At 41.4% G+C, this 12,804-nt stretch carries 11 protein-coding genes; 9 read left to right on the forward strand and 2 right to left on the reverse strand.

The annotated features are described in order from the left end of the window. The first annotated feature begins 6 nt into the window (after positions 1–6). The 5 genes from BMZ41_RS03060 to BMZ41_RS03080 all read left to right on the forward strand — a co-directional run bounded on the left by BMZ41_RS03060 (position 7) and on the right by BMZ41_RS03080 (position 5,834). Positions 7–1,074, forward strand: coding sequence for a GntR family transcriptional regulator (locus BMZ41_RS03060; protein ID WP_090526854.1), 1,068 nt, complete (start codon positions 7–9; stop codon positions 1,072–1,074). 151 nt (positions 1,075–1,225) lie between these two features. After that, positions 1,226–2,725: an L-arabinose isomerase gene (gene araA / locus BMZ41_RS03065; RefSeq protein ID WP_090169772.1), complete on the forward strand. Its 1,500-nt coding sequence runs from the start codon at positions 1,226–1,228 to the stop codon at positions 2,723–2,725. Positions 2,726–2,857: 132 nt separating this feature from the next. Further along, positions 2,858–3,514 (forward strand): fructose-6-phosphate aldolase, encoded by a 657-nt coding sequence (gene fsa / locus BMZ41_RS03070; protein WP_090526857.1) that lies wholly within the window; start codon positions 2,858–2,860, stop codon positions 3,512–3,514. A gap of 24 nt (positions 3,515–3,538) precedes the next feature. Further along, positions 3,539–5,134: a xylulokinase gene (locus BMZ41_RS03075; RefSeq protein WP_090526859.1), complete on the forward strand. Its 1,596-nt coding sequence runs from the start codon at positions 3,539–3,541 to the stop codon at positions 5,132–5,134. A gap of 4 nt (positions 5,135–5,138) precedes the next feature. Next, the gene (locus tag BMZ41_RS03080) at positions 5,139–5,834 is read left to right on the forward strand and encodes an L-ribulose-5-phosphate 4-epimerase (RefSeq protein ID WP_090526861.1); all 696 of its coding nucleotides are present in this window, start codon (positions 5,139–5,141) and stop codon (positions 5,832–5,834) included. Between the two features lie 222 nt (positions 5,835–6,056). Here the strand turns inward: BMZ41_RS03080 and BMZ41_RS03085 are convergent, their stop codons facing one another. Next, positions 6,057–6,773: an N-acetylmuramoyl-L-alanine amidase family protein gene (locus BMZ41_RS03085; protein WP_177184142.1), complete on the reverse strand. Its 717-nt coding sequence runs from the start codon at positions 6,771–6,773 to the stop codon at positions 6,057–6,059. Between the two features lie 118 nt (positions 6,774–6,891). Next, positions 6,892–8,046, reverse strand: a complete 1,155-nt coding sequence (locus BMZ41_RS03090; protein WP_090526864.1) for a D-alanyl-D-alanine carboxypeptidase family protein — start codon at positions 8,044–8,046, stop codon at positions 6,892–6,894. Positions 8,047–8,239: 193 nt separating this feature from the next. Here BMZ41_RS03090 and BMZ41_RS03095 point away from each other — a divergent pair, with 193 nt between their 5' ends. The 4 genes from BMZ41_RS03095 (at position 8,240) to BMZ41_RS03110 (ending at position 12,620) form a co-directional block, all read left to right on the forward strand. Next, a complete protein-coding gene (locus BMZ41_RS03095; protein ID WP_090526866.1) occupies positions 8,240–8,782 on the forward strand; it encodes a glutathione peroxidase in 543 nt (180 codons plus the stop codon). A 74-nt stretch (positions 8,783–8,856) separates the two neighbouring features. Beyond that, positions 8,857–10,965 (forward strand): amylo-alpha-1,6-glucosidase, encoded by a 2,109-nt coding sequence (locus BMZ41_RS03100; protein ID WP_090169784.1) that lies wholly within the window; start codon positions 8,857–8,859, stop codon positions 10,963–10,965. A gap of 93 nt (positions 10,966–11,058) precedes the next feature. Beyond that, positions 11,059–11,325 carry a kinase to dihydroxyacetone kinase gene (locus BMZ41_RS03105; RefSeq protein ID WP_072918264.1) on the forward strand — a complete coding sequence of 89 codons (267 nt, stop codon included), beginning with the start codon at positions 11,059–11,061 and terminating at the stop codon, positions 11,323–11,325. Then, a complete protein-coding gene (locus tag BMZ41_RS03110; RefSeq protein ID WP_090526867.1) occupies positions 11,325–12,620 on the forward strand; it encodes an amidohydrolase family protein in 1,296 nt (431 codons plus the stop codon). Before BMZ41_RS03105 ends, BMZ41_RS03110 begins: the two co-directional genes overlap by 1 nt. Positions 12,621–12,804: the final 184 nt, after the last annotated feature.

The raw sequence follows: 12,804 nt of genomic DNA on the forward strand, positions 1-12,804 counted from the left end.
GGGAATATGGTTTCTACTAAGTATGAGTTTATAGTTAATGACATAAAGAAGCAGATTAATCTGGGGGCTTATTCTGTTAACGAAAAGATTCCATCTGAGAATCAGCTTGCGCAAAAGTATGATGTGACACGTCAGACGGTGAGACATGCTCTATCGGTTCTTATTAGTGAAGGATATCTATATTCAAAACAGGGTAGTGGTACCTTTGTGGCACCTCAATTAAAAAAACGAGGCAACAGTAAAAATATAGCTGTTGTCACAACTTATATGTCCGATTATATTTTCCCCAGGGTCATTCAGGGAATCAATAAAGTTTTGTCAGAAAGTGGTTATAGTATTCTCCTGAAAACCACCAACAATTCCCGTAAGGGTGAAGCCTGGTGTATGGAGGAGCTTCTGTCAAAGAATATCGATGGAATGATTATTGAGCCAAGCCAGAGTGCCATAAGCTGCCAACATCAGGTGCTTTATGAACAGATGGATTCTATGGGAATTCCCTATGTTTTTATACAGGGGTGTTATGAGGCTATGCTGGACAAGCCACACGTTATGCTTGACGATGTGGAAGGCGGCAGGCTCATTACAGAGCATTTGATTAAGCTTGGTCATAAGAATATCGCTGGAATCTTCAAGGCTGATGATATGCAGGGAATATTCCGTCACAAGGGATATGTAAAGGCTCTTACTGAGGCAGGGATTCCTTACAATCCTGATCTGGTGGTTTGGTATCACACGAAGGACAGGACAATGCGCCCGTTTGAGGGAATGCTACATATTCTGGAGAGCGGAATCAGCTGTCATGCTGTGGTTTGCTACAATGATGAGATTGCTGCAGATATTATCAAGGGGATTACTGGTATTGGACGTCAGGTGCCACATGATATTTCAGTTACAGGTTTTGATAATTCATTACTTGCTAAGAGCAGGGGAATTACCACTGTTTCCCATCCTCAGGAGGAAATGGGGAGAAAGGCAGCAGAGACTCTTATTGGACTTATCGAAGGGAATGTTACAAGAAAGGATGCTCATATCCTGCTTACCCCAGAGCTTGTGGAAAGAAAGAGTACATTATAACTTGTATATATAAAAACTAACTTGTACACTATGCTTATAGTCTGTAAATATAAGGATTGTTGATAACGAGGATACAACTTGTGCACGAATGTGTACAAGTTGTATCCTTTTTATTAGCAGGAAAATAGTTTTTTGTATTGGAGGATAATTTATGAAGACACAGCTTAATTACAAGTTCTGGTTCTGTACAGGTTCGCAGGATCTCTACGGTGATGAGTGCTTATCACACGTAGCAGCACACTCAAAGGAAATCGTTGAGTGTCTTAACAAATCAGGAAAGCTTCCATTTGAGGTAGTATGGAAGCCAACAATGATTACAAACGAAGTAATCAGACGTACTTTTAACGAGGCAAACAATGACCCAACATGTGCTGGTGTAATTACATGGATGCACACATTTTCACCAGCAAAGTCATGGATACTTGGACATCAGGAGCTTAGAAAGCCACTTTGCCACTTACACACACAGTACAACCGTGAGATTCCATACGAGACAATGGATATGGATTTCATGAATGAGAATCAGGCAGCTCATGGTGACAGAGAGTATGCTCACATCCTTTCAAGAATGGGCGTTGAGAGAAAGACAATAGTTGGATACTGGCAGGATGCAGAGGTTCAGGAGAAGCTGGCATCTTGGATGCGCACAGCAATCGGTGTTGTAGAATCAAGCCATATCCGTGTTATGAGAATTGCTGACAACATGCGTAACGTTGCAGTTACAGAAGGTGATAAGGTAGAGGCTCAGCTTAAGTTTGGCTGGGAGGTAGATGCTTATCCAGTAAATGAAATCGCAGAGGCAGTTGCTGCAGTTGGTCAGTCAGATGTTAATGCACTTGTAGATGAATATTATGGTAAATACGATATTTGTCTCGAGGGACGTAATCCAGAGGAGTTCAGAAGACATGTAGCAGTTCAGGCTCAGATTGAGCTTGGTTTTGAGAGATTCCTTGAGGAGAAGAACTATCAGGCAATCGTAACTCACTTCGGTGATCTTGGCGCATTACAGCAGCTTCCAGGTCTTGCTATTCAGAGACTTATGGAAAAGGGTTACGGCTTTGGTGCAGAGGGTGACTGGAAGGTTGCAGCCATGGTTCGTCTTATGAAGATAATGACTACAGGCATGAAGGACGCAAAGGGTACTTCAATGCTTGAGGATTACACATACAATCTTGTAAAGGGCAAGGAGGGCATCATTCAGGCTCACATGCTTGAGATTTGCCCAACTATTTCAGACGGCCCAATCCAGATTAAGTGCCAGCCACTTTCAATGGGAAATCGTGAGGATCCAGCACGTCTTGTATTCCAGTCCAAGGAAGGCAAGGGTATTGCTACATCACTTATTGATTTAGGAAATCGCTTCCGTCTCATTATTCAGGATGTTGATTGCAAGAAGGTTGAGAAGCCACTTCCAAAGCTTCCTACAGCTATCAACTTCTGGACGCCACAGCCTGACTTCTATACAGGTACAGAAGCATGGCTTCTTGCAGGTGGTGCACATCACACAGCATTTACATATGATCTTACTGCTGAGCAGATGGGAGACTGGGCTGCTGCTATGGGAATTGAGGCTGTTTACATCGATGCTGACACAAAGATTCGTGACTTTAAGCGCGACCTTGCACTTGGAAGTCTTGTGTATGGAAAGTAAAAATCTTGCCATTAGTTAGTCATTAATTTGATTGTGGAGGTTCTAACGTAGTAATAGAATTACTAGCATAACCACAATTGATTAAAAATATGGCTCAAGTATTTGAGCAGGTAAAAAGAAGGAGAAAAAGAAATGAAGTTATTCGTTGACACTGGAAAAATTGAGGACATTAAGAAGGCAAATGATCTTGGAGTAATCTGTGGAGTTACAACAAACCCATCACTTATCGCTAAAGAGGGTGGACGTGCTCAGGAAGATATCCTTAAGGAAATCGCTTCAATCGTTGATGGTCCTATCTCAGGAGAGGTAAAGGCTACTACAGTTGATGCTGAGGGTATGATTAAGGAAGGTCGTGAGATTGCTGCTATGCATCCAAACATGGTTGTAAAGATTCCTATGACAGCAGAAGGTCTTAAGGCTGTAAAGGTTCTTTCATCTGAGGGCATCAAGACAAATGTTACACTTATCTTCTCAGCAAACCAGGCTATTCTTGCTGCAAATGCTGGAGCTACATACGTATCACCATTCCTTGGAAGACTTGATGACATTAACATGGCAGGTATCGATCTTATCCGTGATATTGCAGAAATCTTCGACATCTATGGATATGAGACAGAGATTATTGCTGCATCAGTTCGTAACCCAATTCACGTTACAGACTGCGCACTTGCAGGTGCTCACATTGCAACAGTACCATACTCTGTAATCGAGACAATGATTAACCATCCATTAACTACAGCTGGTATTGAGAAGTTCCAGAAGGATTATATCGCTGTATTTGGTGAGTAAAATAATATTGGGGGAATTTTACTTATGAATATTAATGAGATTATCGCAGAGGGCAAGAAAACTGCTCTCGGAATCGAATTCGGCTCAACACGTATTAAGGCGGTTTTAGTTGACGAGGAGAATAAGGTTCTTGCTCAGGGAGACCATGAGTGGGAGAATCACCTTGACAACGGTATTTGGACATACCCACTTGAAGAGGTATGGGAAGGTGTTCAGGACTGCTACGCTAAGCTTAAGAAAGATGTTAGTGACAAGTATGACGTTAAGCTTACAAAGCTTGGCGCAATCGGATTTTCCGCTATGATGCATGGTTATCTTGCATTTGATAAAGAGGATAATCTTCTTGTTCCATTTAGAACATGGAGAAATACAATCACAGGTGAGGCTGCGGCTGAGCTTTCTAAGGAGCTCAACTTTAACATGCCTCAGCGCTGGAGTATTTCACACTACTATCAGTGCATCCTTAACAAGGAGCCACATGTACCAAACGTAGCTTACTTCATGACACTTGCTTGCTACGTTCACTATAAGATGACAGGCAGAAAGGTCGCAGGCGTTGGTGAGGCATCAGGTATGTTCCCAATCGACTCTACAACATGCCAGTACGACAAGGCTATGCTTGAGAAGTTCAACAAGCTTGCAGCAGCACATGGTGTTAGCACAAAGGTTGAGGATCTTCTTCCAGAGGTACTTGTAGCAGGTGATGATGCTGGTACTCTTACAGCAGAAGGTGCAAAGCTTCTTGATCCTACAGGAGAGCTTGAGCCAGGATGCCCACTTGCTCCACCAGAAGGTGATGCAGGTACAGGTATGGTTGCTACAAACGCTGTTTCAGTTGGAACAGGTAACGTATCAGCAGGTACATCAGTATTCTCTATGGTAGTTTTGGAGAAGGCTCTTTCAAAGCCATACGAGGAAATCGATATGGTTACAACACCTACAGGTGAGGCTGTTGCAATGGTTCACTGCAACAACTGTACATCAGATCTTAACTCTTGGATTGGTATCTTCAAGGAGTTTGCTGATGCCTTTGGTGTAGATATTTCAATGAATGATATTTACGGTACTCTTTATCGCAAGGCTCTTACAGAGGATGCTAACTGCGGCGGAGTATTATCATACAACTACTTCGGCGGCGAGCCAGTTGTTGGCGTAAACGAAGGTCGTCCAATGGTGGTTCGTCAGCCAGATGCCAAGTTTACACTTGCAAACTTTATGCGTTCAAACCTTTATGGAGCTCTTGGTGTTCTTAAGATTGGTAACGATATTCTCTTAAAGCAGGAGAAGGTTAACATCAAATCTATTACAGGACATGGTGGATTCTTTAAGACAAAGGGTGTTGGACAGTCAGTACTTGCAGCTGCTCTTAATGCACCTATCACTGTAATGGCAACAGCTGGTGAAGGTGGTGCATGGGGTATGGCAGTACTTGCAAATTACTGCATCCGTGATGATAAGTCACAGAACTTCCAGAGCTACCTTGATGAAAAGGTATTCGCAGGACAGGAATCTACTACAATGGAGCCAGATCCAGAGATGGTTAAGGGCTACGATGAGTGGATCGCAGAATACAAGAAGGCGCTTAAGGCAGAGGCAGCAGCTGTAGAGAATTGGAGATAATAATATGTTAGAAGAATTAAAGAAACAGGTTTACGAGGCTAACATGGAGCTTCCGAAGCGCGGCCTTGTTACTTATACCTGGGGAAATGTTTCTGGTATCGACAGAGAGTCTGGAATCTTTGCAATCAAGCCATCAGGCGTTGAGTACGAAGATTTAAAGCCAGAGGATATGGTGCTTGTTAATCTTGATGGTGAGGTTGTTGAAGGAAAGTATCGTCCTAGCTCAGATACAGCTACTCACTGCGAGCTTTATAAGAAGTATGAGAATATCGGTGGCGTTGTTCACACTCATTCTACCTATGCAGTAGCATGGGCTCAGGCTGGCAGAGATATTCCTCTTTACGGTACCACACATGCAGATTATTTCTGTGGAACCATTCCATGTACAAGAAACCTTACAGAAAAGGAAATTAATGAAGCCTATGAAGTTAACACTGGCAAGGTTATTATCGAGACTTTCCAGGAGAGGGGCATCAATCCAAAGTATGTACCAGGTGTTATCTGCAAGAACCACGGCCCATTTACATGGGGGAAGGATGCAGATCAGGCTGTATACAATGCAGTAGTACTTGAGGAGGTTGCCAAGATGGCACTCTTCACAGAGCAGGTAAATTCACGAGTTCAGCCAGCTCCAGATTGCATCCGCGACAAACATTTCAACCGTAAACACGGAGCAAACGCATACTACGGACAAAATTAGTGATAATCTCAGGCTTGAGAGCGTAACTTGATGAATAATTAAGAGAAAGTTCTTATTTTTTACTCAGTTTCTTCACAATTAGAAATAAGTGAAGTTATATAATGGTATCACTAATAATAGATTAAGCCATTCGTTACCGAACGGGGTAGCGGGTGGCTTTTTCGTATGTTGGCAATAAAAAGGAGATGGCTGATAAGCCACCTCCTGTAACTTCATTAAGATTTATTTCTGAGAAAAATAACTATCAATTCCGGCCACGATTCCTTCAGCAACCTTCTGCTGATATTCTTCCTGGGAAAGATTTTCATCGTCCTCAGGATTGTTCATATTGCCAACATTTACAACAGCATTTGGAACGGAGCACCAATTGATTCCCATTAGCTTATCAGATTCTACAACCTGATAGTTCTTGGCACCAGTTTTATCAGCAAGGCTTCCAAGTAACGTATCTGCAAGCAATCTGCTGTTTCTGTAATTAGTAATGCCATAAGGATTATCCTCTGTCTGGCAAATTACTGTAATACCGCTGGTATCGTCCTTAGGTGAGCTGGCATGAATACTGATGTAAAGGTTTGCTTTAAGTGCATTAGCAATCATGGCTCTGTCTGAGTTTGACATATCCACATCATTTGAAGTGCGAGTAAGCTCTACCTTGTAGTTGTCTCCAAGTAGTTCATTAACCTTTAAGGCGATACGAAGATTGATATCATACTCATTGTTTTCGGAAACAGTACCTTTTGCACCAATCATGTCCTCGGAAACACGCTTCCAAGCTCCTGGTCCGATTGATTCTTTTTGGTTATTTTCAATAGCCTGACAACCAGGGTCTATTACGATAACACGCTGTTTCGCATGTACATTAATAGTGGAAAGACTAAATGCGGCAAATAGGAGAATTACCAAAGCTATTGAGTTGAATTTTTTGAGATTTTTAACCATGGAAAACACTCCCTTCATACAAAATTCTGAACCTAAATATATTATCGGCTTTTACTGTGAAAAATGTATGTTATTTTTCCATTAAAAAACATGTTAAACGATTAAGTTTCTAAGGTTTTCATAAATAATAGTTTTGGAAGCCCATATTTATCAATCTGTTAGTTTCGTAGTAGCGCATGGATATTGTATTTCCATCAAACATAGTTCGATTTTTAGCCCCTAATACTACAGAAATAACCGATTTTTCATTCTGCTGTGCCACACATACCAGACATTGACCAGCTCGGTTTGCAGTACCAGTCTTTCCACCAATTACATATGGATTGTAATAGCCGCTGGCAGGATTGATTATTGAATCTGTATTTTCAAGCAATCTTGGTGTAGGACATAGATTAGTGGCTGGCAGTACAGCAGTAGTAACATTAAAGTACTTATTAAATAAAGGATGCTGAATACCATTTGCTGCAATTAAATATAAGCTGTATGCATTGGTGTACATGCTTTTGTCAGGATAACCTGAAGGATTAGTGAAATTTGTATCAACACAGCCTAGCTGAGCTGCCCTTGTATTCATCATAGCCACAAAGTTTGGAACGGAGCCAGCGATTAATTCTGCCAGCACATTACAAGAATGGCAGTCTGAGCTTACCATCATTGCGGTAAGAAGTTGATCTACATTAAATACTTCCCCAGCCTGAATACGTGGAGATACATGGCTTGCATCTCTTGGCATCCCTGCAACGGAAGTAGCTGAGACCATTACAGGCGTATCCAGAGAAATTTGTCCTGCTTCAATAGCTTCTATTGTAAGCAAAGCAGTCATCATCTTTGTGGTGCTGGCTGGCTCTAATCTGTCAGTGGCTCCCTGAGAGTAGAGTGGCTTACCGTTGCTAAGGTTCATGACCAAAGCGGCTTTTGCATCCATGGATGTAAGCTTATAAGCTGTAGTATTAGGCTGCATTGAAAGAGCCTGTTGTGAAATAAAAAAAGGTGAGCCACCTATATCGACACGCCAGTAACCGTTGCTGGTTAATCCTGTTACTAGTACAGGCTTGTTGGCTGTTAATGTAGTTACATATGTTGATGGATCTGCGTCAGCAAATACTTCTGTACCATTACAGGACAAAAGTGTGCCATTTGCCTCTGAAATAGTGTAGGATGCTGCTCTTGCATAAATTGAATTTTCAGGAATGAACCCCATCAAAAGTGTGATAACAAATACTGATAATAGAAGATTTAAGACAATCCTCGCAGAATAAAAAGACTTTCTCATTAATCACCCTCCCCAATGTAAATATACTATAATTATTTTAGCAGAAGTGGATATTAGAGCTCAATCGATAAAAATTCACAAAAAAGATGTTGACAAACAAAATTGAATTGCGTACAATCTAAAACATAAATCGATTGCGCACAATTAAATTCAAAACAAAAATATAATCAAAAGGAAATGGAGGATTATAAAGATGGGATTCTATGATTTATCAGTTGAGCAGACAAATGGCGAGATGCTTTCAATGAAGGAATTTGAGGGCAAGGTTGTTATGGTAGTTAATACAGCTACAGGCTGTGGCTTCACACCTCACTACAAGGATATTGAGCGTATCTATGAGTTGTATCATGAGAAAGGCTTCGAGGTAATAGATGTACCTTGTAACCAGTTTGCAGGACAGACACCTGGAAATGATGAGGAGATTCATGAGTTCTGCCAGCTTAATTACAATACTCAGTTCCCACAGATGAAGAAGGCAGACGTTAATGGCGAGAATGCTAATGAGTTATTCAAGTATCTTAAGTCTCAGAAGGGCTTTGAAGGCTTCGGAAAGGGACCTGCAGCACTTGCTATGGGTGTGATGCTTAAGAAGATTGACAAGGATTATAAGAATAACCCAGAAATCAAGTGGAACTTTACAAAGTTTATCGTTGACCGTCAGGGTAATGTAGTCGCTCGTTTTGAGCCAACAGCTGACATGAAAAAAGTTGAAGAATGTGTCGCTTCTCTTATTTAATATAGGGGTAGTCTTTTTGGGGCAAAATCGTTACAATTAATTCGTTGGGGATTATGACGAAATGGAGAATTGTAATGAGTTTTGAATACGTTTTTGACAAGTTAAATAATTATAAAGCTAATCTGGACAAGGAGTGGCTTTTGACAAATGGCCTTGGTGGCTATGCTGGAAGCACCATTATCGGTGCGCACATGCGTACCCATCAGGGCTATTTGATTGCTAGCCTTCGTCCACCAGTGGATAGATACTTGGTATTTTCTAAGACTAATGAAAGGCTTGTTTGCGGCAGCAGAATCTATGATTTGACTACTGCTCAGCACAAAGGCCCATATACCAGTGAGTTCAACCAGGGAAATATGCATCTGAAGTATTTCAAATATGATGGCACCATCACTTATGTTTATGAGGCAGGCGGCATGCGTCTTACCAAGACTATCTCATTGGTTTACGGTAAGAATCAGTGTGTTATCGCATATACGTTAGAAAACAATGGGCCAGCTGCAGGAGTAGTCATCACTCCACTTATGAATTTTAGAGAGCATGGCCAGCACATGACTGTTGATGATTTACGATGGGAGCTTCCAGAGGAAGTATTCCAGGAGGTTAGGGATGAAGCTAGTGGAAATATTGGCTTCTTCTACAAGCCGGTTGGGCATTCAAACGTGCGTATTTCTCTTATCAGCGCAGGCTGCGAGATGGTTAAGCGTAACAACATCTACGATGAAAATATGGAGCTTCAATTTGAGTTGGATAACGAAGCAGATGGTCTGGATTGTCACCTGAAGCCATACGATTTCGTTATGGAAGTTGAAGAAGGAGGAGTATCAAAATGTTCCTTCGTATGTACTGTAGATGTTCGTGAAAATGTTGGTAAAAAGAAAGGTGCTTTCGAGAAGCTTCCTGCTATAGAAAAGGACACAGCCTTTGTTGAGATAGAGAAAGCTAAAAAGAGAGTTGCCGAATTAATCGAAAAGGCAGAATTCACAGAGGAGGATGAGCTTGCACAGCTTCTTACAGTTGCCGCTGATCAGTTTATTGTGGATAGACGCTCTACAGGTGAAAAGACTATCATGGCAGGCTATCCATGGTTTACAGATTGGGGCCGCGATACTATGATTGCTTTCACAGGTCTTTGTCTTGAAACAGGAAGATTTGACGATGCTAAATCAATTCTCCTTTCTTTTTCAAAGTATATAAAAAATGGCTTGGTTCCAAATATGTTCCCTGATGACGGAAAGGAACCACTTTACAATACAGCAGATGCGTCCCTTTGGTATTTCTATGCAGTATACAATTATCTGAAATACGTAGATACGGATGAAGCATGGAAGTTCGTGGAGACTGAGATATACCCTGGACTTCAGGAAATCATGGGAGCTTATCGAAAGGGAACCTTGTTCTCAATCGGAATGGATGACGATGCTCTTATGCGTGCAGGATCTGGTCTTGATCAGGTTACATGGATGGATGTGCGTATCAATGATGAGGTTGTTACACCACGTCACGGCAAGCCAGTTGAGATTAACGCACTTTGGTATAATGCGCTGATGACCATGGAAGAGATTTCTCGCGGCATTGCAAGGAGAACTCACAACAAGCCAGAAAATTATCTTGCTTACGCAGGCGGCTGCAGTCAGCTTGCTATGTGGGTAAAGGAAGCCTTTAATGAGGAATTCTGGTATGAAGAGGGCGGTTATCTTTATGATGTAGTAAGCGATGATTTCAAGGATGTCAGCCTTCGACCAAATCAGATTTTTGCAGTCAGCCTTCCATTTACAATGCTTGATCCTGAAAAGGAAAAGTCAGTTGTGCGTGTGGTTAAGGACAGACTTTATGTTGGAGTGGGACTTCGTTCACTTGATGTGGATGACCCACAATATGTTGGTATTTATAAGGGGGCACTTGAAAAGCGTGACCATGCATATCATCAGGGAACAGCTTGGGGATTTTTACTTGGTGCATTCATCGAAAGCTACTTAAAGGTTGGTGGCGGAAGCCCTCAGTCTATCGAGGAGGCAAAAGCTTTCTTTGAGCCAGTAGAGCAGCACCTTGTTAAGAACTGCATCGGTTCCATCTGTGAGATTTTTGATGGGGACGAGCCACACTATGGCCGTGGCTGCTATGCCCAGGCATGGTCTGTAGGCGAGGTGCTCAGAGCCTATGCGTTGCTAAAATCTGAATAATTATGGAAATGGTTAGAATTAACTTACTACCTTTTTTATAAAACTTATGGTAAATTATACCTGTTTAAATAATTAATTTTGGAGGACAAAAATATGTTACCAGAGCAGTCAATTGAATTTAGATATGATACACAGCTTCTTATCGAAGGTGAGGACCTTGATGAGGATGCAATCAACGATTATATTACAGAGAACTTCAAGGGGGATTGCCTTCTTGCAGTAGGTGATGAGGAGCTTATTAAGATTCACTATCACACAAACGAGCCATGGAAGGTATTAGAGTATTGCCGTAGCCTTGGCGAGATTTATGATATCGTAGTTGAGGATATGGATAGACAGGCAAGAGGTCTTCAGGGCTAATGAGAGATAATAGCAGTTTTGTACTTAGGGGAGGCATTGCCTTTCCTGAAAGTAAAAAAAGCATAACTACATATTATAGAGGATATATTGTCTGTGTAGATGGCGTTTGCGTGGGTGCGTTCCCTACCTTGCCTGAGGAATACAAAGGCCTTCCACTTTATGATTACGGCGAGAGACTTATCATTCCAGGCATGACAGATCTTCATGTTCATGCGCCTCAGTATACATTTCGTGGAATCGGTATGGATGAAGAGCTTTTAGAGTGGCTTTCTACATACACTTTCCCAGAAGAAGCAAAGTATGCTGATTTGGAGTATGCGCGCCGCGCTTACAAGTATTTTACTGAGGATTTACGCCGTTGCTTCTCTACACGTGCAGTAGTTTTTGGAACACTTCACAACGAAGCTACTCTTGAGCTGATGGATCAGCTTGAGGAGACAGGTCTTATCACATATGTTGGTAAGGTAAACATGGATAGAAACGGTGGAGAGAATCTACAGGAAGAGAGTGCTGAGGCATCACTTCAGGCTACAGTTGAATGGCTTGAAAAGTGCAAGGGCAGATACGTAAATACGAATCCAATTCTTACACCTAGATTTATCCCATCATGCTCTAATGAGCTTATGCAGGGATTGGGAGATATTTCAAGAGAGACCGGACTTCGTATTCAGTCACATCTTTCAGAAAATCTTTCTGAGATAGCATGGGTTAAAGAACTGGTTCCATCAGCAAGCTGTTATGCAAATGCCTACGAGCTTTTTGATACAATGGGTACTCCAGAATGTCCTACAATCATGGCACACTGTGTTCATTCGGATGAAAAGGAAATGGAGATTCTCAAGAAGCATGGAGCTTACATTGCTCACTGTGCAGATTCTAATATGAATCTTACATCAGGTATTGCACCTGTCAGAAAGTTCCTGGATGCAGGTATTAACATTGGTCTTGCTACAGACGTGGCAGCAGGTTCATCTATGAACATGGTAAAGACAATGCTTATTACCCTTCAGGCATCAAAGATGTACTATCGTCTTGTTGATCAGAACGTTAAGCCACTTACTTTTGAAGAGGTATTCTATATTGCAACAGAAGGTGGCGGAAGCTATTTTGGTAAGGTTGGTTCTTTCAAACCAGGCTATGATTTTGACGCAGTGGTTATTGATGACAGTAAGATGTATTCTATGCGAGATATGTCTATTCGTGAGCGCATTGAGAGAATGTGTTATAACGATGCAGACGCAGTTATAAAAGATAAATTTGTTAAAGGACGTAAGGTCTATACAAGAACAGAGTAATGAAAACAGAGCGGTGAAAGCTGCTCTGTTTTTTGTTTGCTTAAATTAAAAAGATAACAGATAAAACACAGTTCTAACAAAAACTTCTTCTATAATCCATTAATGTAGAACTATAGAGTGGTGAGTTATACAATATCCATAATTTGTATCTTATATTTTTGTCTAAAAAGTCTAAAATAGAGGA

Source organism: Pseudobutyrivibrio sp. UC1225 (assembly GCF_900115215.1).
In the GTDB taxonomy this organism is placed as follows: Bacteria; Bacillota; Clostridia; order Lachnospirales; family Lachnospiraceae; genus Pseudobutyrivibrio.